Origin of the sequence: Phytobacter diazotrophicus (genome assembly GCF_052061655.1) — a bacterium.
GTDB lineage: Bacteria > Pseudomonadota > Gammaproteobacteria > Enterobacterales > Enterobacteriaceae > Phytobacter > Phytobacter diazotrophicus.
In genome coordinates this window covers 2254427-2277765 of the sequence record NZ_CM125428.1, presented here as the reverse complement: position 1 = coordinate 2277765, position 23339 = coordinate 2254427, and the positions used below count along the sequence as shown (strand labels likewise).

The 23339-nt window shown below is 50.7% G+C and carries 21 protein-coding genes; 8 read left to right on the top strand and 13 right to left on the bottom strand.

Going from position 1 to position 23339, the window contains the following annotated elements; all coding sequences use genetic code 11:
* The gene (pncA, locus tag ACS0RQ_RS11150) at nucleotides 1-642 is read left to right on the top strand and encodes a bifunctional nicotinamidase/pyrazinamidase (RefSeq protein WP_271849012.1); all 642 of its coding nucleotides are present in this window, start codon (nucleotides 1-3) and stop codon (nucleotides 640-642) included.
* A 34-nt stretch (nucleotides 643-676) separates the two neighbouring features.
* Here pncA and ACS0RQ_RS11145 read toward each other — a convergent pair whose 3' ends face one another.
* From ACS0RQ_RS11145 to msrB, 10 genes are all read right to left on the bottom strand, one after another.
* On the bottom strand, nucleotides 677-2032 hold the full coding sequence (locus ACS0RQ_RS11145) for an MFS transporter (RefSeq protein WP_271849013.1): 1356 nt from the start codon (nucleotides 2030-2032) through the stop codon (nucleotides 677-679).
* A 176-nt stretch (nucleotides 2033-2208) separates the two neighbouring features.
* Nucleotides 2209-2967 (bottom strand): DeoR/GlpR family DNA-binding transcription regulator, encoded by a 759-nt coding sequence (locus tag ACS0RQ_RS11140; RefSeq protein WP_271849014.1) that lies wholly within the window; start codon nucleotides 2965-2967, stop codon nucleotides 2209-2211.
* Nucleotides 2968-3102: 135 nt separating this feature from the next.
* The gene (gene ydjG, locus ACS0RQ_RS11135) at nucleotides 3103-4086 is read right to left on the bottom strand and encodes an NADH-dependent methylglyoxal reductase (protein WP_271849015.1); all 984 of its coding nucleotides are present in this window, start codon (nucleotides 4084-4086) and stop codon (nucleotides 3103-3105) included.
* Nucleotides 4087-4093: 7 nt separating this feature from the next.
* On the bottom strand, nucleotides 4094-5041 hold the full coding sequence (locus tag ACS0RQ_RS11130) for a carbohydrate kinase family protein (RefSeq protein WP_271849016.1): 948 nt from the start codon (nucleotides 5039-5041) through the stop codon (nucleotides 4094-4096).
* A gap of 4 nt (nucleotides 5042-5045) precedes the next feature.
* Entirely contained in the window at nucleotides 5046-5882 is an 837-nt protein-coding gene (locus tag ACS0RQ_RS11125; RefSeq protein WP_271849017.1) for a ketose-bisphosphate aldolase, read from the bottom strand.
* A gap of 21 nt (nucleotides 5883-5903) precedes the next feature.
* Nucleotides 5904-6947, bottom strand: a complete 1044-nt coding sequence (locus ACS0RQ_RS11120) for an NAD(P)-dependent alcohol dehydrogenase (protein WP_271849018.1) — start codon at nucleotides 6945-6947, stop codon at nucleotides 5904-5906.
* Nucleotides 6948-6969: 22 nt separating this feature from the next.
* Nucleotides 6970-8352, bottom strand: coding sequence for an MFS transporter (locus ACS0RQ_RS11115; RefSeq protein ID WP_271849019.1), 1383 nt, complete (start codon nucleotides 8350-8352; stop codon nucleotides 6970-6972).
* 140 nt (nucleotides 8353-8492) lie between these two features.
* Nucleotides 8493-9566, bottom strand: coding sequence for a zinc-binding dehydrogenase (locus ACS0RQ_RS11110; RefSeq protein WP_222556765.1), 1074 nt, complete (start codon nucleotides 9564-9566; stop codon nucleotides 8493-8495).
* A 308-nt stretch (nucleotides 9567-9874) separates the two neighbouring features.
* Nucleotides 9875-10159, bottom strand: a complete 285-nt coding sequence (locus ACS0RQ_RS11105; RefSeq protein WP_271849020.1) for a YeaC family protein — start codon at nucleotides 10157-10159, stop codon at nucleotides 9875-9877.
* A 40-nt stretch (nucleotides 10160-10199) separates the two neighbouring features.
* Nucleotides 10200-10613, bottom strand: a complete 414-nt coding sequence (gene msrB / locus ACS0RQ_RS11100) for a peptide-methionine (R)-S-oxide reductase MsrB (protein ID WP_041851660.1) — start codon at nucleotides 10611-10613, stop codon at nucleotides 10200-10202.
* 342 nt (nucleotides 10614-10955) lie between these two features.
* Between msrB and gapA the strand changes: the two genes are divergently transcribed.
* Nucleotides 10956-11951 (top strand): glyceraldehyde-3-phosphate dehydrogenase, encoded by a 996-nt coding sequence (gapA, locus tag ACS0RQ_RS11095; protein ID WP_041851661.1) that lies wholly within the window; start codon nucleotides 10956-10958, stop codon nucleotides 11949-11951.
* A 198-nt stretch (nucleotides 11952-12149) separates the two neighbouring features.
* Nucleotides 12150-13034, top strand: a complete 885-nt coding sequence (locus ACS0RQ_RS11090; RefSeq protein ID WP_271849021.1) for a D-hexose-6-phosphate mutarotase — start codon at nucleotides 12150-12152, stop codon at nucleotides 13032-13034.
* A gap of 90 nt (nucleotides 13035-13124) precedes the next feature.
* On the opposite strand, the gene ACS0RQ_RS11085 is transcribed toward ACS0RQ_RS11090, so the two are convergent.
* Together ACS0RQ_RS11085 and ACS0RQ_RS11080 are read right to left on the bottom strand one after the other, a co-directional pair.
* Entirely contained in the window at nucleotides 13125-13982 is an 858-nt protein-coding gene (locus ACS0RQ_RS11085) for an aldo/keto reductase (protein WP_271849022.1), read from the bottom strand.
* A 91-nt stretch (nucleotides 13983-14073) separates the two neighbouring features.
* The gene (locus ACS0RQ_RS11080) at nucleotides 14074-14820 is read right to left on the bottom strand and encodes a MipA/OmpV family protein (protein ID WP_041851664.1); all 747 of its coding nucleotides are present in this window, start codon (nucleotides 14818-14820) and stop codon (nucleotides 14074-14076) included.
* Between the two features lie 433 nt (nucleotides 14821-15253).
* Between ACS0RQ_RS11080 and yeaG the strand changes: the two genes are divergently transcribed.
* The 3 genes from yeaG to ACS0RQ_RS11065 all read left to right on the top strand — a co-directional run bounded on the left by yeaG (nucleotide 15254) and on the right by ACS0RQ_RS11065 (nucleotide 19468).
* Nucleotides 15254-17188 (top strand): protein kinase YeaG, encoded by a 1935-nt coding sequence (gene yeaG, locus ACS0RQ_RS11075; RefSeq protein ID WP_041851665.1) that lies wholly within the window; start codon nucleotides 15254-15256, stop codon nucleotides 17186-17188.
* A 200-nt stretch (nucleotides 17189-17388) separates the two neighbouring features.
* Nucleotides 17389-18669 (top strand): YeaH/YhbH family protein, encoded by a 1281-nt coding sequence (locus tag ACS0RQ_RS11070; RefSeq protein WP_041851666.1) that lies wholly within the window; start codon nucleotides 17389-17391, stop codon nucleotides 18667-18669.
* Nucleotides 18670-18967: 298 nt separating this feature from the next.
* Entirely contained in the window at nucleotides 18968-19468 is a 501-nt protein-coding gene (locus tag ACS0RQ_RS11065) for a YbaK/prolyl-tRNA synthetase associated domain-containing protein (RefSeq protein WP_271849137.1), read from the top strand.
* Between the two features lie 28 nt (nucleotides 19469-19496).
* Here ACS0RQ_RS11065 and yoaI read toward each other — a convergent pair whose 3' ends face one another.
* Complete coding sequence (gene yoaI / locus ACS0RQ_RS11060; RefSeq protein WP_271849023.1) at nucleotides 19497-19607, bottom strand: small membrane protein YoaI; 111 nt, start codon at nucleotides 19605-19607, stop codon at nucleotides 19497-19499.
* Between the two features lie 312 nt (nucleotides 19608-19919).
* Here yoaI and ACS0RQ_RS11055 point away from each other — a divergent pair, with 312 nt between their 5' ends.
* Together ACS0RQ_RS11055 and ACS0RQ_RS11050 are read left to right on the top strand one after the other, a co-directional pair.
* Nucleotides 19920-21254, top strand: a complete 1335-nt coding sequence (locus ACS0RQ_RS11055) for a glycoside-pentoside-hexuronide (GPH):cation symporter (protein WP_071195411.1) — start codon at nucleotides 19920-19922, stop codon at nucleotides 21252-21254.
* A gap of 16 nt (nucleotides 21255-21270) precedes the next feature.
* On the top strand, nucleotides 21271-23310 hold the full coding sequence (locus ACS0RQ_RS11050) for a glycoside hydrolase family 31 protein (RefSeq protein WP_271849024.1): 2040 nt from the start codon (nucleotides 21271-21273) through the stop codon (nucleotides 23308-23310).
* The last annotated feature ends 29 nt before the right edge of the window (nucleotides 23311-23339 follow it).

Here is a 23339-nt window from a genome sequence, read left to right as displayed (position 1 = left end):
ATGAAACAACGCGCTTTGCTTCTGGTCGACCTGCAAAATGATTTCTGTGCAGGCGGCGCGCTGGCTGTGGCGGAAGGCGACAGCACTGTCGATGTGGCGAACACGCTGATCGACTGGTGCCAGGCACGCGGCGAACCTGTGCTGGCGACCCAGGACTGGCATCCGGCTCACCACGGCAGTTTCGCCAGTCAGCACCAGGTTGCGCCATTTTCACAAGGTATGCTTGATGGCCTGGCGCAAACCTTCTGGCCGGACCATTGCGTACAGCACAGCGAAGGCGCGGCGTTGCATCCCCTGTTGAAAGCCTCAGCCATCGACGCCGTGTTTCACAAGGGGCAAAGCCCGGCTATCGACAGCTACAGCGCTTTTTTTGATAACGGGCATCGGCAGAAAACCGAACTTGATGACTGGTTACGTCAGCACGACATTGCTGAGTTAACCATCGTGGGGCTTGCCACCGACTATTGCGTGAAATTCACTGTCCTGGATGCGCTGAAACTGGGCTATCGCGTCAACGTCATTACCGACGGTTGTCGTGGGGTGAACATCAATGCGCAAGACAGCGCCCACGCCTTTATGGAGATGGCCGCTGAAGGCGCAACACTCTATACGCTGGTCGACTGGCAGGAAACCCAGGCCTGATGCTGTCGTCCGGTCCACAAGCCGGACGACATATTTACGACAGATCCGAAATCTCTTCCAGCGATACCATCCGCGTTTCAATCCCAAACAGAAACAGAATCAACGAGCAGCAAAACAGCATAACGCCTAATACCGAAAAGACCGCGCAGGTGCCGTAGTGGGTCAATAATGCAGCCACGCCGTATGGGGTGAAGACGGCGACAATACGCCCTACCGCATTCACAAAACCGGAACCTCGCAGGCGCAAATGCGTCGGCCATAATTCGGGGACGTATACCGCCGAGGCGAAACAGACATACATGTAGAGGAAGAAAATAAGCACCAGACCGAGGGGTAAAATGGCCCACTCCTCTTTTTGCAGCGAATAGTAATAACCCAGCACCGCCACAATCAGCAGCAGAATAGAACCAAACCAGCGACGCGGAAATTTATCGATAATCAGCGCGGCAATGAAGATCCCTACGGGGGCACCAATCATAATAATAGCGGTCATAAAGATCGATTTGGTGACATCAATCCCCGAGTTAACGAATATCGTGGGGATCCACACAGTGATGGTATAGAGCGAGATATTCATTGCCACCAGCACCGTTATTGCCACCAGCGTTCTGCGCAGCATATCGCCGTGGAACAACTGCCAGAAACTGCCTTCTTCCGCCCCGGCAGATTGATGCACGACGGGTTTCATCTCCGCCAGGACGATGTTTTTCTCCCGGCTAACCTGCTGCTCAATCTCGCATACCACCTTCTGTGCAACATCGCCTTTGCCCTTCCCCGCCAGCCAGCGCGGTGACTCAATAAAATAACGCCCCGACAGCCACCAGGCGACCAGCATCGATACCCCGCCCAGTAAAAACATGACCCGCCAACTCAAATAACCGATCACCACCACACCGATAGCGGCCGAGAGCATCGGTGACCAGTTGCCGACAAACGACAGGCGTGCGGACCATTTGCCACGGATAGCCGCAGGAATAAATTCGGTGAAAGAAGCGTACCCCACCATAATCAGCGCCCCCATCCCGGTGCCCATCAGGCAGCGCAGGAAAATGAGCCAGTACATGTCCGGGGAAAGGGTGGCGGCGGTGGCGGCAAAACCAACGAGCAGCAAATTGATGCGAAAGGCCTTGCGTCGCCCCAGATAATCACCAACAAACCCACCCATCAGCGAGCCAATGAAATAGCCAAGCATCAGGGCGGAAGTGAACGCCGCATTAAGGTAATTATTTGACCAACCATTACTGACCAGTTTTGCCAGCACGACATTTCCCGAGTAACTGAGAAAACCGGTAATTAATAAACTCAGTCCGATGATGCCGAATATCCGGTAATGAAAAGATGAAAGTGGCAAACGATCCATGCGGATGCCAATATGGTCATATTGTTCCATTATCTATGCCTCAAAAAAGCCTGGTGGAGATGAAGCATCGTCGCAACCAGAATAACGAATATGCTTTCATTCAGACCGTCGAATAATTTTATACCAGGCATCATTAACCGCATGTGAGGGATAATGACCAGCAGACTGCCTCACTCATCCGAGTGGTATTCAGCCCACCGGGAAATTTAATAAATCAGTTGAATGTTGTTTTTCTGACAAAATGTTATCCACTGATCGCCTGGTTTTTTATCCGTAATAATATAATTAATATGAGTAAAATCGACGAGTTGAACAAAAGCCTTACGGTCAAATTTTGAATGATCCACCAGTAAAGCGACCTCTGTCGCCTGGCTAATCATCACTTTTTTTATTTCTGCTTCTGCTTCGTTGGAATCAAGCGCACCGCTGTTGATGTCCAGACCTTTACAGCTCATCACCATAATATCGACATGGTATTTACCAATAATTTCTTTGGTAATGCGCCCCTGAAAAGAAAGCGTATTCTTATTAAATTCCCCACCAGTCGATACAATGTTAATGTCCGACTGCGCCAGTTCGCGAAAGGCTTCGGTTGAGTTAGTCAACAACGTCAGGTCTTTGCGATCTTTTAATAATTTCAGCAGTTCCATTGCTGTGGTGCTGGAATCTGCAGACATCGTGGTCTTATTATTAATAAACGGCAGCGCATTTAGCGCAATAACCTGCTTCTCTTCAAAAAAGGATTTCGCGCGTTTATAAAAATGAACGTTATCCGTGATACTGGCGCTGTTGAGCACCGCGCCGCCATAGGTACGGGTAATGATCCCTTCGGCTTCCAGTTTTTCTAAATCGCGACGAATAGTCTCTTCGGTAACCTGAAAGAGCTGACTCAGCTGAGTCACCAGCACTTTCTTTTCGTTGGTTACCATCTGTTTAATGGTTTGCAATCTGTCCTTTGCAGCCACGGTATGCCTCTGCTTCGCTTAATAACATGATATCCAGGCAGTATGTCACACGCCATGTTTACTTTCAAAAGAATATGTTTGAATCACAGATTTATTCATGTATTTTCGAGTAACAAAGACACACCGTCATTCCCATTACTTATTAATAAGAGTGTCAGCCATCTCTTTCATTAATAATGCATCGGCATCGCTGAGATGAATTGCCGTTGCCCGCACATTTTCCCGTACCTGCTGCGGTGAGGTCGCGCCGCTTAAAATAGAAATCAGACTACTTTGTTTCAATATCCACGCCAGCGCTAGTGTGGGTACGGTGCAATCATACTTTTTACACAGTGGCTGCCATTTCTCCAGCATATCAATAACCTGTAGCATATTATCACGCTGAAACCACACTTTGTTTGCCTGCGCTCCCACCGGAACAAAGTCGCGCGTTACCGTACCGGTCAGCAGCCCCTGCTCTAGCGGCGAATAGACTTGCAGGACGATGCCGCGCTTCTGGCAAAGCGGGAGTATGTCGCGCTCAATTTGCCGGTCGAGGAGGCTGTATTTTGCCTGCACAATATCCAGTTCACCGTGGCGCAGGTACTCTTCGATATGTCCGATGTCCACATTTGCCGCGCCGATAGACTTGATCTTGCCCTCTGTCTTCAATGCGTTCAGCACTGCAACGGTTTCAGCAATGGGGGTAAAAAACGGCGGCACTGACTGCCAATGGGTCATATAGATATCGATGCAGTCAATCTGCAAACGCTGCAGGCTTGCTTCCACCTCTTCGCGGATAGATTCCGGCGTGAGGTTTTTATATAGCTGGCGGTCACCCACTTTGTTAAACAGGCTCCCCTCACGTTCCCACACGATGCCGCACTTCGTTTCGACAACCACCTCGCCGCGCGGTAAGTCAGTCAATGCCTGGCCAACAATGCGTTCGCTATTGCCAAAGTTGTACCCCGGCGCGGTATCAATCAAATTGATGCCGCAGCGGTGCGCTTCCACGATCGTATCGATACAGACCTGAGTGTCCAGGTCGCCATTCCAGGCGGGGCCGCCGCCGATGGCCCAGGTCCCCAGTCCTAATTGCGAAACAGAAAGCTGGGTTTTTCCCAACGGTATCATTTTCATGCTTTATTTATCCTTCATACTCATCAAGCAGTTGTTCGACAAGCTGTCTGTTTTTCACACCCGTAGTCGCACCGACGCTAAGCACCGAGATAGCTGCCGTGGCATTGGCAAACAGCGCGCAGTCACGCAGCGATTTATCTTCCAGCAGACCGCAGATAAACCCGGAGGCAAAGTTATCCCCGGCCCCAATGGTGTCAATGGCGGTAATCCCTTTCACAGCGGGCACTTCAAGGCATGTCTCACCGTTCTTAATAAAACAGCCCTTCTTGCCCGTCTTGATCACCACCGTTTTGACGCCGCAAGCGAGAAAGCTGTCGGCAATACCGTCCAGCGACGTCTCACCGGTGAGCAGCTTCGCCTCTTCATAGTTGGGGAAGAGGAAATCTACGTAACTTAAGGCCTCGCGGATATCGTCCAGCGTCTCGCCCAGCCGCGGTTTGATCATGTCGGCACAGATAAGCAACTGGTGTGCTTTGGCGCGGATGAAAATCTCTTTTAGCGCTTTGCCATTCAGCAGCGGACTGTTAAAGATACTCGCCAGCGACAGTAATTTCGCCTCGGCAAAGCGGTTGAAATCCACATGCTCCAGCGCCAGCTTCCACAAACTGCCGTTGCGATTCGTCACAAAGGTCCGTTCACCATCGCTGGTCACCAGTCCAACGTTGATCGAGGTATCCACCCCCTCGTCCATGCGCAGACTGTGAATATCGATGTTCTCCTGACGGCAGCGTTCGAGGATGAAATGCCCTGCCGCATCATTACCGATGCGGCTATTAAGGGCGGTTTTATGCCCGAGGCGAGAAATGATCATCGCCTCGTTGATGGCATCGCCGCCGGTGGTCATCGCAATGCGCTCCAGCGGATAAGAATCAACATCGAAAATGTTCTTACTCACCGGTTGCAATGGGATGTCGACAATCGCGGCCCCCACGCAGATCACATCTATTTTGCCCATGTTGCTACTCCGCCTTACCGTCCGAACCAAACAGACGGATTTTCTCCAGCGCACGTTCTTTAACGGCTTTACGCACTTCGCGCTCCAGATGCAGGAACGGCTCATGCTGGTATTCTTTTACCGCCACCATCGCCGCCTGGCACAGCTCGGTATGGATATTGATTTTGGCGATGCCGAGCGCGATGGCTTTTTTAATGTCGGTATCGCTGATCCCGGACGCGCCATGTAAAACCAGCGGGACCGATACGGCTTCACGGACGCGACGGATAACCTCAAAGTTAAGCTGCGGCGCGGATGTATAGACGCCGTGCTGATTGCCAATCGCTACTGCCAGCGAGTCACACCCGGTGCGCGCAACAAACTCCGCAGCCTGGTCCGGGTCGGTATAGTGATAATCCGCCAGCGCCTCTTCGTAGACCGTTTCGTTGCCGACATGCCCCAGTTCCGCCTCAACCGGAATACCCAGAGGATGGAAGAAATCCACGGCCTCTTTAGTCAGACGGATATTCTCTTCAAAGTCGAATGCCGATGCATCGCGCATTAAAGAATTCATTCCGTGCTGCCAGGCATTGTGAATAATCTCCATGCTGCGGCCATGGTCCCAGTGGGTAATAACCGGAACCGTGGCTTGTTTCGCCATGGAGACCATCATATGAGAGAAATCTTCAAACGATGTATTGCCTACAAAACCTGTACCAAAAGAAATAATGACTGGAGATTTTGTCTCCTCCGCTGCATCAATAACGCCCATCAACATTTCCGCATTCCAGACATTAAAATGCGCAATTGCATAATGATTTTCTTGCGCATGATTTTCCCAGAATCTGATATCTGCCAGCATGAATAACACCTCATTAATGAATTAAGCTAAGACTTTAATAACGCCTTTAATAATTTCGCGTTTGTTATTTACGGATTCGTCGAATGCACGCTGCACATCGTCATAATCGTAAATATGGGTGACCATCGATTTCACATCGAATTTCCCGGAGGAGATGGCCTCAATAGTTAATGGATAGCGGTTGGCATAACGGAATACCGTTTGAATACTGACCTCGCGATTAATTTTAAGGAAATTAATCGCAGAGTCGCCCGGAACGGTACCGACAATCATAATTTTGCCACCACGCATCACCAGATAAGGTGCCTGTTTTACGGTGATCGCAGACCCGGCCGTTTCAAAAACGATATCCGCGCCCATCTCACCAATACGTTCGGCACAGCAGACCACCGTGTCCTCTTTCGCGCCGTTAATCACCGCGCTGGCGCCCAGTTTTTCCGCCATCGCCAGTCGTTTTTCCAGCACGTCAACCACCACAATTTGCGTGGCGCCCAGATAGCGACAAGCCTGCAAGGTCATTAAGCCGATACAGCCCGCGCCGAGAATGACAATCTTTTTGCCGGGCTTCACGTCAGCCAGCATCGCGGCATGAATGCCCACCGCGGCAGGCTCGACCAGCGCACCTTCTATGGTGTCCATATTTTCCGGCAGCTTGTAGGTAAAGCTTTCAGGGTGACAGAGGTAATATGTCAGTGCACCGCGATAATTTGGCTGGGTCGCCATAAAGTCGACATCAGGACAAATGTTATATTTGCCTTCCAGGCAGTAGCGACATTTTCCGCAGGGTACTCCGGGCTCAATATTCACTTTATCGCCCGGTTTGAATTTTTTAACATTACGGCCAATGGCCACTACGGTTCCCGCGCACTCATGGCCAAGGCCAATTTCCTGATTCGGATCTTTCGGTGGAATAAAAGGGCCAGACTCAAAACCGTGAACATCTGAACCACAAATACCGACATATTCCACTTTAATTAATACTTCATCATCCTCTGGCACCGGCATATTCGCTGGCAGAATTGTCATTGTGCCAGGTGTTTTTAAAATTGCCTTAGAGTTTTGCATACACATTCCTTTCGAAGACGCATTATTTGGTGGTAACGGCATCCATCCCAATACTTTCGACAGATGCTCCTTTTGTTTCGATACCAATGGTCGCAATAGCTGCCGCAACGATAATGGCCACGACACTCAGCAGAATAAAGACACCGGTGACGCCATAATTACTGAGCAGAACAGCCACGGCATAAGGTGCAGCAATACCGCTGATGCGACCGACCGCATTCGCCAGGCCCGAGCCGCGTAATTTCGCTTCGGTTGGCCATATTTCGGGCACGTAGACTGCAGAGGCATAGCAAACATACATATAAACAAAAGTAATCAGGAAAAAGCCGCAAACGGTAATCATCAGCATATTGGTCTGCAGCGAATAGAAATAACCCAGCGCAGCAATAAACAGCAGTAACCCAACACCCATTGTTTTGCGTGGAATTTTATCCATCACCATCATGGCGATAAAGATGCCAAAGGGTGCGCCAAACATACTCATGGTATTCAGCACGATGGAATCTTTAAGGTTAATCCCCTGCGACATAAAGATGGTCGGCAGCCAGTTAATTAGCGTGTACTGCACCACGTTCATGGCGATTAAGACAAAGGATCCCAGAACCACTCGTTTAAGCAACACTCCTTTCAGCAGCGATGAATAAGGCACCACGGGAGGCAGGCTTTTACTCTCAGTAGGTGTCACCACGCTCAGTGCCTTGCCGGTTTGCAGACTGACTTTACGTTCGATCTCCGACATGATGGCTTCGGCTTCCGCATAGCGTCCACGCGACTCCAGCCAGCGCGGAGACTCCGGGAAATAACGCCAGGCAAGCCAGGTGGCAATAAGCGAGAGCACGCTCGGAATAATCAGCTGTACTCGCCAGTTCCACTCTGCGCTGACCAGCGTCGTCAGCCCCATCGCTATTAATGAACACAGTGGATATGACCAGTTGCCAATAAAGGAGACGCGACTCGACCAGGTTCCACGGCTGCGCCCCGGCATATACTCGGTGTATCCAGCAAACAGCGTCACCAGCAGTGCACCCAGACCAAATCCCATCACCAGACGGCAGGCAATCAGGAATGTCATATCCGGAGAGAGCGCACCGGCAACCATTGATACAATATGAATAATTTCATAAAGGATAATGGCTTTCTTACGACCAATTTTATCGCCAATGATGCCGCCAATTAATGCCCCGGCAAACATACCCGCCGTGGTAATAGCAGAAAAGGTTGCGGTCGTTGAATTATCCGTCCATCCCAGATCTTTTAACTGTGCCAGGATTAATCCACCAACGGCGTTACTCCAACAAACCAATAATCCGAAAGCCACCATTCCAAACATAGTATAATGCCAGTGGCAATCCGGAAGGCGGTCGAGTCTTGCCCCACAATTGGGTTTTTCAATTGTGTTTCCCATAAGATATTCCTCACGAAATAAAGCATTAATTTTTGTATTCGTGTATTCCGTCCGCGATGTCCTGTTTTATTATTTCCTTCAATATTTAAAGTAAATGACAAGATCGCATTGGCGGTGCTAATAACAAGGCGCGGTCCTTATCAATCAAAGTCGTAGGTCATGATGACTTTGATTGCCGTTTTATCGACCATCGCGTCAAAGCCTTTTTCCCACTCTGACAGTCCAATACGGTGAGTGATCATCGGTTTTACCTGAATAGCGCCGGAGGCCAGCAGGCGAATGGCATTACGCCAGGAGGTGGAGTCATAGGCCATGTGTCCGATAATGCTTTTGTTCCACGCCGTGATGTCGTTTATCGAAAAATCGAGCGGTTTGAAACCCATACCAACGCGCACCACTTCCCCATTCGGGCGCAGCATTTCGATGGACTGTTTCAGCGCGATATTGGCTCCTGAGCACTCAATCACCAGCCCGAGGTTATCTTTGCCGCAGATCTCCTGACAACGGGCAACAACGTCTTCTTTCGAACCATTGACCACCGCCGTTGCGCCGAGCTCTCTGGCAACCGGGAAACGGACTTCAACATCTTCATCCAGCCCGACGACCACAATGTTGACCGCCCCCATAATGCGCGCCATCTGGACAGAAAAGAGGCCCAGTGGTCCGGTACCGATGACCACCACGTCCTGGCCTGGTAAGAATTTGGATTGTTGGGCGATAGATTTGTAGGCATTACAGATAGGATCGAGAACTGCCGCTTCTTCGTAGTCGACGCCTTCCGGGATCTCCCACAGTGCGCGACGATGGATTTTCAGGATCTCACCGGGCACCAGACAATATTTCGAAAAACCGCCGCCCCAGGTGTTGTTATCAAGGCCAAGGTTTACTTTTTCTGTACAACACAGAAAATCACCTTGTTCACAGGCCGGGCACACGCCACAGACGTGACCGCTGTTATCGGACACCACGCGCTGGCCGACTTTCCAGTCCTTCACATTCGCCCCGGTTTTACAAATGCGTCCGGCAAATTCATGTCCGCGGACTGAGTTAAAAACATCAGAGCCGCTATCGACTTTATAATGCTTCATATCCGCACCGCAAATAGCTGCGGCCTTGATTTCAATCACAACATCATCCGGACCGCACTCAGGTTCAGGTACGTCAATCATCTTGTAACCGCCAAATGCCTTGCCGAAACGCGCTAATGCTTTCATCGCTTGCTCCTCAGTGATTTCATTTGTTTCAGTGAGGCTATTATTCGCGCCATCCATTTTTGAAGTCAACTCAATATCTGCCAAACACAGATTTTATTCTGTATTTCACAACGAAGATCACAAATGAGAACACGCATAATCGACAAAATCATTTAAAATCAAAAACTTAATAAAAAGAGGTTACTTTGTGGGAAAAACAGATTTTTGCAATCAGGCCATCAAGAGGAAGTAAAGCATGAAAAGGAGAGTAAAACGGGAAGGAGAGAAAACTGGGCGAAGCGCTGTGGCCTCGCCGCTCATCGGGGAAGTTATTGCATTTTCAGCGTTGCAATTGGCATAGGCGTAGGCGTAATGCCAAAGTCTTCTTTCAGTTGCTGCTTGCTTTTCATCACCATCTGTCCTTGCGTGTCGATGGTCATGTGCTGCGCGTCGGTGTTATGACGGGCCTGCCATAACATAACCAGTTGCAGGCTGTTCTCTTTTTGTTCTGCCGTCAGCGCAACGCCATCCGGCCACTTACCCAACTCAACAGCGGTAACCAGACGCTGATAGATGTCCGGCGTCATGCTGTTAATGACTTGTTCGAAATCCATGATAAATTAACTCCAGTGGAATAATAGCTGAATCGATTCCTCACCCCAGAGTCCGATCGCCGTTTTCATCGTCGGTAAAACTCAACGAGGCAGAGTTCACACAATAACGTTCACCGGTCGGTTGTGGACCATCCGGGAAAACATGTCCCAGATGCGCGTCACAATTACCGCAACGAATTTCAACGCGCTGCATACCGTGCGAGTAATCGTTTATATAGCGAATGGACTCTTCACTTACTGGCTCAAAAAAGCTCGGCCAGCCGCAGCCTGAATCATACTTGGTCTGCGAATGAAACAAGGGAGCGTCGCAAACCAGACAGTGATACACGCCTTCACGTTTGTTGTGTAAAAGACGGCCTGTGAAAGGCGGCTCGGTACCGTGATCCTGTGTCACGTAGAACTGCATCTCCGTCAGATTTTTTTTCAGGTCATCCTGAGAGGATTTCGTCGTCATAAGCTCACATCTCGCGGTAAGAATTCGTACAACTTCACTTCGATTCTAACAAAACATTAACAATGAAGTGATAACTTTTGATCTAAACTTAGTTGCTGCGGATCCCCGGGCGGGTAATTGTGATCACTCTCACATTTTTATCCTGCATGACCTTTAAAATTCGGGGCGGCGTCCCCATATGGGGAGCATGCTCATAGGAAGAGTGAGACGAGTCAGTCGAACAAAGGTTATGCGGAGGATTGATTTGTCGCAATGATTGACACGATTCCGCTTGACGCTGCGTAAGGTTTTTGTAATTTTACAGCCAACCTTTTATTCACTAACAAATAGCTGGTGGAATATATGACTATCAAAGTAGGTATCAACGGTTTTGGCCGTATCGGTCGCATTGTTTTCCGTGCTGCTCAGGAACGTTCTGACATCGAAATCGTTGGTATCAACGATCTGTTAGACGCAGAATACATGGCTTACATGCTGAAATATGACTCTACTCACGGCCGTTTCAACGGTACCGTAGAAGTCAAAGACGGCCATCTGGTTGTTAACGGCAAAACCATCCGTGTTACTGCTGAAAAAGATCCGGCTAACCTGAAATGGAACGAAATCGGTGTTGACGTTGTAGCAGAAGCTACCGGTATCTTCCTGACCGACGAAACCGCGCGTAAACACATCACTGCTGGCGCGAAAAAAGTTGTTCTGACTGGTCCTTCCAAAGACAATACCCCGATGTTTGTTAAAGGCGCTAACTTTGACAAATACGAAGGCCAGGACATCGTTTCTAACGCATCCTGCACCACCAACTGCCTGGCGCCGCTGGCAAAAGTTATCAACGACAACTTCGGCATCATCGAAGGTCTGATGACCACTGTTCACGCGACTACTGCAACTCAGAAAACCGTTGATGGCCCGTCTCATAAAGACTGGCGCGGCGGTCGTGGCGCATCCCAGAACATCATCCCGTCCTCTACCGGTGCAGCTAAAGCTGTAGGTAAAGTACTGCCAGAACTGAATGGCAAACTGACTGGTATGGCGTTCCGCGTTCCGACTCCGAACGTATCTGTTGTTGACCTGACCGTTCGTCTGGAAAAAGCAGCGTCTTACGAAGAAATCAAGAAAGCAATCAAAGCGGCTTCTGAAGGCGCAATGAAAGGCGTTCTGGGTTACACCGAAGACGACGTTGTATCTACCGATTTCAACGGTGAAGTTTGCACTTCTGTGTTCGATGCTAAAGCAGGTATCGCACTGAACGACAACTTCGTGAAACTGGTATCCTGGTACGACAACGAAACCGGTTACTCTAACAAAGTTCTGGACCTGATCGCTCACATCTCCAAATAAGTTGAGATGAAACATTGATCTATAAAGGCGACTTCGGTCGCCTTTTTTTATGTTTCGCGTCATCCTGAAAGCTGCTTCCTCACTGACGCTGCTCGCGGGTGCTGGCCACAGAATTCTCTGTGCTCCCTGCTCTCCTCAGACTTGCCGTCCCGATGCAGCTTTCATGATTTTGTGTCTCGCTAAACGAAGGATTGCACCATGATAAACAAAATTTTTGCTCTCCCGGTTGTTGAACAAATTTCCTCCGCCCTCTCTCGCCGCCTGATGGACGAACTGGACGTTATCGTTATCGATCACCCACAAGTTAAAGCCTCTTTTGCTCTGCAGGGCGCACATCTGCTCTCCTGGAAACCGCAGGGTGAAGACGAAGCGCTGTGGTTGAGCGGCAACACGCCGTTTAAAAACGGCGTGGCGCTGCGCGGCGGCGTACCGATCTGCTGGCCATGGTTTGGCCCGGCTGCACAGCAGGGTCTGCCTGCTCACGGTTTCGCCCGTAACCTGGTATGGACACTGAAAGCGCATAATGAAGATGATAAGGGTGTTGTGCTGACATTTGAGCTGCACAGCAGCGAAGCGTCCCGCCAATACTGGCCGCATGATTTCACGCTGTTTGCCCGCTACAAATTGGGTAAAACCTGCGAAATCGAACTGGAAGCGCACGGCGATTTCGAAACCACCTCAGCTCTGCATACCTATTTCAACGTCGGCGATATCCATGCGGTGAAAGTCAGCGGTTTGGGCGATCGTTTCATTGATAAAGTGAACAACGCGCAAGAAGATGCACTGACCGATGGCGTACAGACATTCCCGGATCGTACCGATCGCGTCTATCTGAATCCGGAAGCCTGCAGTGTGATCCATGACAGTGCGCTGAACCGCACCATTGAAGTGATCCATCACCATCATACTAACGTTGTCGCATGGAACCCGGGTCCGGCGCTCTCCGCCAGCATGACCGACATGCCGGATGATGGTTATAAAACATTTGTTTGTGTTGAATCAGCCTGCGCGACCGCGCCACAAAAAACCACCGAAGAAAAACCGTCTCGCCTGGCGCAGACGATCCGCGTGGTTAAACGCTGATTGTGATAGCCCGGGTAAGCCGTGTTCCCGGGCTCTCCCCGACTTATCCGGGTGACAGAATCCGCAACTTATACGCTTATGCGCGACGTGCTACACCACATCCAGGGGTGTTTTGCGCCCCGGAGCCGGAAACGCGTTATCCAGCCGAGCCAGATCCTCTGCACTCAGCGTGATATTCAACGCTGCGGCATTTTCCTGGGCATGCGCCACAGTGCCCGCTTTTGGAATAGCCATCACTCCCTCGTGACTAATAACCCAGGCCAGCAGAATTTGTGCCGCGGTCGCGTTATGGGCCTGAGCAATATCCGTCACTACGCTGTTATTCAGCAATCCGTCCCGCAGACGCCCGGCCTGCGCCAGTGGGCAGTAGGCCATCACCGGCATCTGTTGTTGCTGGCACCAGGGCAGCAGGTCATATTCGATACCGCGCGACCCCAGATGATAGAGCACCTGATCGGTCACGCAGGCTTTACCACCCTGCACCTGCAAGAGTTCCTGCATATCGGCATAATCGAGATTCGACACACCCCAGCGGCGAATTTTCCCCTGCGCAATGAGGGTCTCCATCACCTCCACCGTTTCAGCCAGCGAAAAATTTCCCCGCCAGTGCAGCAGATAGAGATCGAGAGAGTCGGTTTTCAGACGGCGCAGACTCGCCTCACAAGCCGCAATCGCTTTTTTACCACCGGCATTCCACGGATACACTTTCGAAACCAGATAGACTTTGTCGCGTAATCCACCCTGCAGTGCATCGCCGACCACCTCTTCTGCCCCACCATCTGCATACATTTCTGCCGTATCGATAAGCGTAAGCCCGGCATCAATGCCCGCCCGTAGTGCATCCACCTCTTTACTGCGCTGGCGGTCATTCTCCCCCATATACCAGGTACCCTGACCAATAGCAGGCAGCGTCACCTCGCCCGCGAAGACCACATTTCTCTCTGCCATATCATCCTCCTGCGCTAAATGCACCACCGTAAAGCAAAACAGGGCCAATGGCCCTGTTTTAATGCACAGATTGCACTATAAAAAAGCACAATCAGAAACGATACGTTACCCCTGCCGATAACAATCCGGCCCAGGATTTATCCACCATCGGACTGTCTTTAATTTCATCAGACAGGTGGGTGTATCGGCCCGTGCCATAAACGCTCCAGTTGTCGTTCAGACGATAGCTGGCGGTAAGTTCCAGGTAAGGGCTCCAGCCATTGTCCGGATCGTAGCTATTAAGGCCGCTGCGACGTGACTCTTCACGCGACACACCATAATAGTATTCGTTTTGATTATCGCTGTTCCATTCAACCCCGATACCCGGCGTCAGCGTCAGGCCACCATTGGTATAGCGATACAGCCAGGCCAGATCCCATGTCACACCATTACTGTTGTCCAGCACATCACCGGCCAGTGACGTGCGCAGGAAACCGTATTCGGTGTTATGAATATAAGAAAGCCCCGCTACTGCGGTTGACTTACGTTTATTCAACTGACGAAGTTGATTATTGTCACTGTCACCCGGCTTAAAGCTCCACGGCGAGTATGCAGCAAAGATGGAGAGTTGGTCGGCCTGATCATTCCACAGGTAGTAGCCACCGCCTAAACCACGGAACCAGAAGTCATCGCTTTCATAAGTGATAACCGGAATCGGATAGGTTTTATTGTCGTACTGTTTATACGGAGTCTCTACAACACCCACGCCCGCACCCAGGGAGAAGTTGCTTTCGGCATTGGCAGTAAAAGTAGAAGAAGCGATCAGCACGCCCAGTGCCAGGAGTTTGAGTTTCATCACAGTCCATTTATTCCTGTAGTCAATAATCGGCGAAATGAAGTTTAACCGTCCAGAACAGTCTACCCAAATTTTTTTACTTAACCATTACAAAACTAAACCCTATAGCCTGTGGTCTGTATATGACAGGGGGCTTACGGTTTTATGAAGCCGCTGTGATTTGAGAGTGGAAGGCTTATCACAAAAGAAAGCATTTATGGATGAGTTATTGATATGTCATTGAAATTAGTTTTAGGCGGCATGCAAGTTTTGCAAATGCCATCTACGCTTAAATTAAGAAGACGATTTAACGAACCCGCATATTGTTAATAACATGCAACCTGGCATGAGGGTTGCTGTATGACTCTTAGCGTCGTTCAGTTAACGCTTCCGGGAGCCTCTACTATTCATATGAACGGCTCTTTACCTGTGCTAAAAAACGAAAGGACGGCATGCCATGAATATATTCGATCACTACCGCCAGCGCTATGAAGCTGCCAAGGACGAAGAGTTCACACTGCAGGAATTTCTTACCATCTGTCGGCAAGACCGCAGTGCCTATGCTAACGCGGCAGAAAGGCTACTGATGGCCATTGGTGAGCCAGTGATGGTGGATACTGCCCAGGAGCCACGGCTTTCCCGTCTCTTTTCGAACCGGGTTATCGGACGCTACCCGGCGTTTGAAGAGTTCTATGGCATGGAAGAAGCAATCGAGCAAATCGTGTCTTATCTCAAGCACGCCGCTCAGGGTCTGGAAGAGAAGAAACAGATCCTTTATCTGCTCGGTCCGGTCGGTGGCGGTAAATCCTCGCTTGCCGAACGCCTTAAATCCTTAATGCAGCGGGTACCGATTTACGTGCTGAGCGCCAATGGTGAACGCAGCCCGGTAAACGACCATCCACTGTGTTTGTTCAATCCGCAGGAAGACGCGCAGATTCTGGAAAAGGAATATAACGTTCCGCGCCGTTACCTCGGTACCATCATGTCGCCGTGGGCGGCGAAACGCCTGCATGATTTCGGCGGTGACATCAGCAAATTCCGCGTGGTCAAAGTCTGGCCATCCGTACTAGAACAAATCGCCATCGCTAAAACAGAACCGGGCGATGAGAACAACCAGGACATCTCTGCTCTGGTGGGTAAAGTGGACATCCGTAAACTGGAAAACCACGCACAAAACGATCCCGATGCCTATGGCTACTCCGGTGCACTGTGCCGCGCGAACCAGGGCATCATGGAATTCGTTGAGATGTTCAAAGCGCCTATTAAAGTGCTGCACCCTTTGCTGACCGCTACCCAGGAAGGCAACTACAACGGGACCGAAGGGATTTCCGCCCTGCCTTTTAACGGCATCATTCTTGCGCACTCAAACGAATCAGAGTGGGTCACTTTCCGTAATAACAAAAACAATGAGGCGTTCCTTGACCGTGTCTATATCGTCAAAGTGCCTTATTGCTTGCGGATCTCCGAAGAGATCAAAATTTACGAAAAACTGCTTAACCACAGCGAGTTGACCCATGCGCCATGTGCCCCGGGTACGCTGGAAACGCTGGCCCGTTTCTCGATTTTGTCGCGCCTGAAAGAGCCGGAAAACTCCAGCATCTACTCAAAAATGCGTGTCTACGACGGTGAAAGCCTGAAAGATACGGACCCGAAAGCGAAGTCCTATCAGGAGTATCGCGATTACGCCGGGGTGGATGAAGGGATGAACGGTCTGTCGACGCGTTTTGCCTTTAAAATCCTCTCTCGTGTGTTTAACTTCGATCATGCCGAAGTCGCCGCTAACCCGGTACATCTCTTTTATGTACTGGAACAGCAGATTGAACGTGAGCAGTTCCCGCAAGAACTGGCAGAGCGTTATCTGGAATTCCTCAAAGGCTACCTGATCCCGAAATATGCCGAGTTTATTGGCAAAGAGATCCAGACGGCCTACCTGGAATCCTACTCTGAATACGGACAGAATATTTTCGATCGTTATGTCACGTATGCAGACTTCTGGATTCAGGATCAGGAATATCGCGATCCGGATACCGGTCAGTTGTTTGACCGTGAATCGCTGAATGCAGAACTGGAAAAAATTGAAAAACCGGCCGGGATCAGCAACCCGAAAGATTTTCGTAACGAGATTGTCAACTTCGTGCTGCGTGCCCGTGCTAACAATAGCGGCCGTAACCCGAACTGGACCAGCTACGAAAAACTGCGCACGGTTATTGAGAAAAAAATGTTCTCGAATACCGAAGAGTTGCTGCCTGTTATTTCGTTTAACGCCAAAACCTCAACCGACGAACAGAAAAAACACGATGACTTCGTTGATCGTATGATGGAGAAAGGATACACCCGCAAACAGGTTCGCCTGCTGTGTGAATGGTATCTGCGTGTACGTAAATCATCATAATGCCAAAATGGCCCGGCAGCGCAGTGCTGACCGGGCCTGAACAGTCTGTGCGTATCCTCGTTTTTCGCGACGCAGGAAGGTGGCAAGCGGGCGGCTCGTGACATACTGACAGGGTCAGCACGTTGTGGAGCGAAAGCAGCCAATACCGGCGGCACGAATTACAATGGATAGAGTTGGCAAATGCAGTACGGGAGGGACTTATGACCTGGTTCATAGACCGGCGTCTTAACGGTAAAAACAAGAGCACGGTTAACCGCCAGCGATTTTTACGCCGTTATAAAGCGCAAATAAAACAGTCGATCTCCGAGGCCATCAACAAACGCTCGGTCACCGACGTGGAGAATGGTGAGTCCGTCTCCATCCCGAACGAGGACATCAGCGAACCGATGTTTCATCAGGGACGCGGCGGTCTGCGCCATCGCGTCCACCCGGGTAACGACCATTTTGTGCAAAACGACCGCATCGAGCGTCCTCAGGGGGGCGGTGGCGGCGGTGGCAGCGGTCAGGGCGAAGCCAGCGCTGACGGCGAAGGCCAGGATGAGTTCGTTTTCCAGATTTCAAAAGATGAATATCTCGATCTGCTGTTCGAGGATTTGGCGTTGCCAAACCTGAAAAAGAACCAGCAGCGTCAGCTCAATGAATTTAAGACTCACCGAGCCGGCTACACGGCAAACGGTGTTCCCGCCAATATTAGCGTCGTGCGTTCACTACAAAACTCACTGGCGCGCCGTACCGCGATGACAGCAGGCAAGCGTCGTCAGCTACGTGAACTCGAGAGTGACCTGGACATTGTCGCCAAAAGCGAACCGGCCCAGTTGCTGGAAGAGGAGCGTCTGCGTAAGGAAATTGCCGAGCTGCGCGCGAAAATCGAACGTGTCCCCTTTATCGACACCTTCGATTTACGCTACAAAAATTATGAAAAACGCCCGGAGCCTTCAAGCCAGGCGGTAATGTTTTGTCTGATGGACGTATCCGGTTCAATGGATCAGTCGACAAAAGACATGGCGAAGCGCTTTTATATCCTGCTCTATCTGTTCCTGAGCAGAACCTATAAAAACGTAGAAGTGGTCTATATCCGTCACCACACCCAGGCGAAAGAGGTTGATGAGCATGAGTTTTTCTACTCGCAGGAGACCGGCGGTACCATTGTCTCCAGTGCGCTGAAATTGATGGATGAAGTGGTCAAAGAGCGTTATGACCCGGCGCAGTGGAACATCTATGCGGCACAGGCATCGGATGGCGATAACTGGGCCGATGACTCACCGCTATGCCATGAAATTCTGGCGAAGAAAATTCTGCCCGTGGTGCGTTACTACAGCTATATCGAGATAACACGCCGCGCGCACCAGACGCTGTGGCGCGAATATGAACATCTGCAGACGATGTTTGATAATTTCGCAATCCAGCATATCCGCGACCAGGAAGATATCTACCCGGTGTTCCGCGAGCTTTTCCACAAACAAAACGCCAGCTCCAACTAAACATAGAGAAAGCCAGTGCTTTGCGCGCTGGCTTTTTCTCTTCGCCGCAAACGCGCAAATTACGGTACAAAAATGCAGCTATTTGCCCCCTTGCATCGTGGCAAATATGGCATATTACTTCCCAGACAAACTCGATTCTTACTTCGTTCCTTGCGAACGTCGTTTTTTAACAGTACACATAAAAGCGTTTGTAAAGTGCTAGTACTTTTAAGCCGCCAATTTTGAGGCGGCTTTTTTATTTTCATCTTCGGGTAACTGAATTACTCTTGGTTTTTATTACGTTTATCCAGGAGTGATGATGTCAGAGATTGCCAGCCAAAATATCCATCAGCATCTTATTGAAACCCTCGAAAATTCTCAGGCGCGCTACCGTATCGTCGAGCATGAAGCATCTGGTAAATGTGAAGCCGTGAGTGAAATTCGTGGTACAGCGCTGGGCCAGGGAGCGAAAGCGCTGGTGTGCAAAATCAAAGGCAATGGCGTGAAAATGCATGTGCTGGCGATCCTTGCCGCTGACCTGCAGGCCGATTTAGCTCGGCTGGCCTCTTTTTTTGGTGGTAGTAAAGCCTCGCTGGCAAGCCCCGCCGAAGTCGAAACATTAACGGCTTGCGTATTTGGTGCGATCCCGCCGTTCAGCTTCCATCCCGAACTTAAACTGGTTGCCGACCCGCTACTTTTTTCGCGTTATGACGATATTGCCTTCAACGCCGGACTGCTGGAAAAGTCGATAATTCTCAATACGAAAGATTATTTGCGTATTGCTCGTCCTGAACTAGTGAGTTTTCACCGCGAGGGTTAACTGTCATGCGGGCTCCCTGCCTGTATGCTTAGGGCCAGCCCGCTTTTTCCAGCGCAAGAACAGAAATCACCAACACCACCATGATGGCGATAAATGACGACGCGATGATAACGCCATCTGACAGCATAAAATCATTCATTTTCAACCTGCCTCTTTTTAGCCCGGTTTCCTTATTCATAATGTTACCGGGTGACAATTCGATGACAGTTTTGGGTTATTCAAATGAATTTCCTGATGCTGAAACGATTCCTACCTTCTGCTTACCAATACGTTATAAACGTAGCGCCAAATAACGTTTTTCATTGCATGCCCACCAAATTGTTACCGGTATCACGAAAAGCAGTTTACATAATTCCGATGACAAATCTCGCAATTGTTATAAATACAATCTTGCAACACCCTTATTCTGTAGCGTACTTCTGAAATAACCTTACAAACCCAGGTGAATACAATGAATTTAACGATCACCCGTAAAGAGAAAATCAGTTATGGACTCGGTGATATGGCCAGCCATGTCGGGTTGGATAATGTCATTATATTTCTGACGTTTTATTATACCGACGTTGTTGGATTACCCGCCGCGTTTGTTGGCACAATGTTTCTGCTTGCCCGTACCGCCGATGCCATTATTGACCCGGCAATGGGTTATCTTGCCGACCGGACAAATTCACGCTGGGGTAAATTCCGCCCGTGGATGCTGTGGCTGGCCTTGCCCTTTGGCATCAGTTGCCTGCTAACCTACGCCGTGCCTGAATCATTAACCCTGACCGGTAAAATGGTGTTCGCAACGATTACCTATACTTTTATGATGTTGATGTATACGGCGATTAATATTCCTTACTGTTCAATGGGTGCGGTCATTACTCCCAATAACGAAGATCGTATTTCACTGCAATCGTATCGCTTCTTTTTAGCCACCCTTGGCGGTGCAATGTCGACATTCTTTATGATGCCGCTGGCGCAATATCTCGGTGGTGACGATAAATTATCCGGCTATCGCTGGGCAATGGCGATAATGGCCAGTGCCGCTGTCGTCATGTTCTGGATCTGCTTTGCTAATACCCGCGAACGAATTAAAGCGCCTGCAACCCACAATAATTATCTCGGTGAATTACGCGATTTATTACGAAACGATCAGTGGCGCGTGGTCTCTGTGCTGGTTATTACCAACATCGGTTTTGGGGTTATTCGCCTTGGCGCGATGATGTACTTCGTCACCTATTATTTGGGCAGCGCCAGCTATTTTATGTGGATGCTGGGCGCACATATTCTGGGTAAAGCAGCAGGCAGCGCGCTGGCAAAACGCCTGACCCGCAACTTTAGTAAAGTACAAATGTTCGGTTACTGTGCTGTCCTCGCCGGTGTACTGAGCATCGCCCTCTTCTTCGCGCCGAAATCAATATACGTGCTGGTGCCATTGACTTTCGTGGTATCTACCCTCTACCAGGCCACCACCACGCTGATGTGGGTCATGATGGCGGATGTCGCCGACTACGGGGAATGGTTGCAGGGTAAACGCATGGACGGCGTGATTTTCTCAACCTTTCTCGCCGTGCTCAAACTCGGCATGGCCATCAGCGGCGCCATTGTCGGCTGGACGTTAGGGCTGAGCGGCTATGTCGCCAATGCGCCAGAACAGACATCGGTTGCAATGTACTGCATTGTTGCCCTCTTCACCGTGGTGCCGGGGTTGCTGTCGCTGGCCGCTTTTGCCACCCTGCGCTGGTACAAACTCGATGATAACACTATGAAATCTATCAATCTTGCCCGTCATAGTCTTTCGTAAAAAGGACCTGTTATTCATGAGCGAACTTATCCAACACCCGGACAGTATTGAATGGCGCTTTGAGCGTCAGATCCTGCGCGTTGAAGCCTGGGGAGAGCACAGCCTGCGCGTGCGTGCCACCTGCGCCCCGGCCTTTAGCGACAATCTGCACGCCCTGTTGCCACCGCAGACCTGTCAGCCACAGATAACCGCGGGCGCGGAACAGCTAACGCTGCGCAACGGTAACATCACCGCGGTGCTTAATCTGAAAGGCCAACTGGCGTTTTACAACCAGCGTGGCGAATTATTGCTTGAGGAGATGTGGCGGCAACGTTCAACCGTCGGTATTGGTGCCAGTGAAAAAAGCCAGGACAAATATATCAGCGCCCTGAAACTCGATGGCCGTGAATTTAAACCGCTGCCCGGCGGCAAGTATCAGTTGACCGTCCGTTTTGAATCGCGCCCGGATGAACGTGTTTACGGCATGGGGCAATATCAGCAGCCATGGCTGGATCTGAAAGGCTGTGCGCTGGAGCTGGCGCAGCGCAATTCACAGGCCAGCGTCCCTTTTATGCAGTCGAGCCTCGGCTATGGTCTGTTATGGAACAACCCGGCGATTGGTGAAGCCAACTTCGCTAAAAACCAGACCACCTGGCTTGCTCGCGTCACTCAGGAGATGGATTACTGGATCACCGCCGCAGACAGTATCCAGCAGCTTACCCGTCAGTACGCCAAAGCCACCGGAACGCCGCCGCCTGCCCCGGCATTCACCAGCGGCTTATGGCAATGCAAACTGCGCTATCGCACCCAGCAGGAGGTACTGGAGGTCGCCCGTGAGTACCGCCGTCGTCATCTGCCGCTCTCGGTGATGGTCATCGATTTCTTCCACTGGCCGAATCAGGGCACCTGGTGTTTTGATCCCATCGACTGGCCAGATCCGAAGGCGATGGTCGACGAGCTGAAATCGATGGGCATTGAGCTGATGGTTTCCGTCTGGCCAACGGTGGAAGCGCGCAGCCCACTCTTTCCGGTGATGAAAGCCAAAGGTTTACTGGTCACCAGCGATCGCGGCGTGCAGGTTAATCTCGATTTTATGGGCAACACCACCTTTTTTGACGCCACCCACCCCCAGGCGCGTGAATTTGTCTGGGAGACAGTGAAGAAAAACTATTACGATTTGGGCATTAAGTTGTTCTGGCTGGATGAAGCCGAACCGGAGTATCGCGCCTACGATTTTGACAACTACCGCTACCACGCCGGGCCTGTACTGGAGGTGGGGAATCAATATCCGCGCGATTTCGCCCAGGGTTTTTATGAGGGTCTGCAAGCCTGCGGTGAGCGCGATATCGTTAACCTTGTACGCTGCTCCTGGGCGGGTAGCCAGCGTTTTGGTGTGCTGGCCTGGTCCGGCGATGTGCATTCATCGTTCCATGCATTTCGTAACCAGCTCGCCGCCGGATTAAATATGGGGCTGGCGGGCATCCCCTGGTGGACGACCGATATTGGCGGTTTCCAGGGCGGAAATGTTAACGACCCGGCTTTCCACGAACTGTTGATCCGATGGTTCCAGTGGGCGGTTTTTTGCCCGGTCCTGCGTATGCACGGCTACCGTGAACCGCAAATCCAGCCGCCGGAAAGCTACCGTAACGGCATCCCGCAATGCAACAGTGGTTCGCCTAATGAGCTGTGGAGCTACGGCGAAGAGAACTATGCCATCATGCAGCGCTGGCTGTCCGTGCGTGAAAAACTGCGCCCCTATGTGGATTCGCTGTTCGCTAATGCCCACCAGTATGGCGATCCGCTGATGCGCCCGTTGTTCTGGCACTACCCGGATGAGCCACAAAGCTGGCAGGTGGAAGACCAGTATCTGTTTGGCGAGGATATTCTGGTGGCGCCTGTTCTGCACGCGGGGCAACGCCAACGTGAAGTCTGGTTGCCTGGCCATCATGGCTGGGTGGATCTGAATGGCGAGCGCTATCAGGGCCAGCAGCGAATTACCGTCAATGCCGGGCTGGAGACGATCCCGGTCTTTATGCGTGAAGGGAGCAACGCGGCCGTTATTTTGTCCGCTGTTTAAAGCAAACGCCTGAAAACGTGTGTTTCGTT

What these genes read in the sequence shown, in the direction of transcription:
- pncA (WP_271849012.1), top strand. Translation starts at nt 1, where the DNA reads ATGAAACAACGCGCTTTGCTTCTGGTCGACCTGCAAAATGATTTCTGT.
- ACS0RQ_RS11070 (WP_041851666.1), top strand. Translation starts at nt 17,389, where the DNA reads ATGACCTGGTTCATAGACCGGCGTCTTAACGGTAAAAACAAGAGCACG.
- ACS0RQ_RS11145 (WP_271849013.1), bottom strand. Translation starts at nt 2,032, where the DNA reads ATGGAACAATATGACCATATTGGCATCCGCATGGATCGTTTGCCACTT.
- ACS0RQ_RS11050 (WP_271849024.1), top strand. Translation starts at nt 21,271, where the DNA reads ATGAGCGAACTTATCCAACACCCGGACAGTATTGAATGGCGCTTTGAG.
- ACS0RQ_RS11065 (WP_271849137.1), top strand. Translation starts at nt 18,968, where the DNA reads ATGTCAGAGATTGCCAGCCAAAATATCCATCAGCATCTTATTGAAACC.
- ACS0RQ_RS11120 (WP_271849018.1), bottom strand. Translation starts at nt 6,947, where the DNA reads ATGCAAAACTCTAAGGCAATTTTAAAAACACCTGGCACAATGACAATT.
- ACS0RQ_RS11105 (WP_271849020.1), bottom strand. Translation starts at nt 10,159, where the DNA reads ATGGATTTCGAACAAGTCATTAACAGCATGACGCCGGACATCTATCAG.
- ACS0RQ_RS11115 (WP_271849019.1), bottom strand. Translation starts at nt 8,352, where the DNA reads ATGGGAAACACAATTGAAAAACCCAATTGTGGGGCAAGACTCGACCGC.
- ACS0RQ_RS11125 (WP_271849017.1), bottom strand. Translation starts at nt 5,882, where the DNA reads ATGCTGGCAGATATCAGATTCTGGGAAAATCATGCGCAAGAAAATCAT.
- ACS0RQ_RS11090 (WP_271849021.1), top strand. Translation starts at nt 12,150, where the DNA reads ATGATAAACAAAATTTTTGCTCTCCCGGTTGTTGAACAAATTTCCTCC.
- ydjG (WP_271849015.1), bottom strand. Translation starts at nt 4,086, where the DNA reads ATGAAAATGATACCGTTGGGAAAAACCCAGCTTTCTGTTTCGCAATTA.
- ACS0RQ_RS11055 (WP_071195411.1), top strand. Translation starts at nt 19,920, where the DNA reads ATGAATTTAACGATCACCCGTAAAGAGAAAATCAGTTATGGACTCGGT.
- ACS0RQ_RS11110 (WP_222556765.1), bottom strand. Translation starts at nt 9,566, where the DNA reads ATGAAAGCATTAGCGCGTTTCGGCAAGGCATTTGGCGGTTACAAGATG.
- gapA (WP_041851661.1), top strand. Translation starts at nt 10,956, where the DNA reads ATGACTATCAAAGTAGGTATCAACGGTTTTGGCCGTATCGGTCGCATT.
- yeaG (WP_041851665.1), top strand. Translation starts at nt 15,254, where the DNA reads ATGAATATATTCGATCACTACCGCCAGCGCTATGAAGCTGCCAAGGAC.
- ACS0RQ_RS11085 (WP_271849022.1), bottom strand. Translation starts at nt 13,982, where the DNA reads ATGGCAGAGAGAAATGTGGTCTTCGCGGGCGAGGTGACGCTGCCTGCT.
- yoaI (WP_271849023.1), bottom strand. Translation starts at nt 19,607, where the DNA reads ATGAATGATTTTATGCTGTCAGATGGCGTTATCATCGCGTCGTCATTT.
- ACS0RQ_RS11130 (WP_271849016.1), bottom strand. Translation starts at nt 5,041, where the DNA reads ATGGGCAAAATAGATGTGATCTGCGTGGGGGCCGCGATTGTCGACATC.
- msrB (WP_041851660.1), bottom strand. Translation starts at nt 10,613, where the DNA reads ATGACGACGAAATCCTCTCAGGATGACCTGAAAAAAAATCTGACGGAG.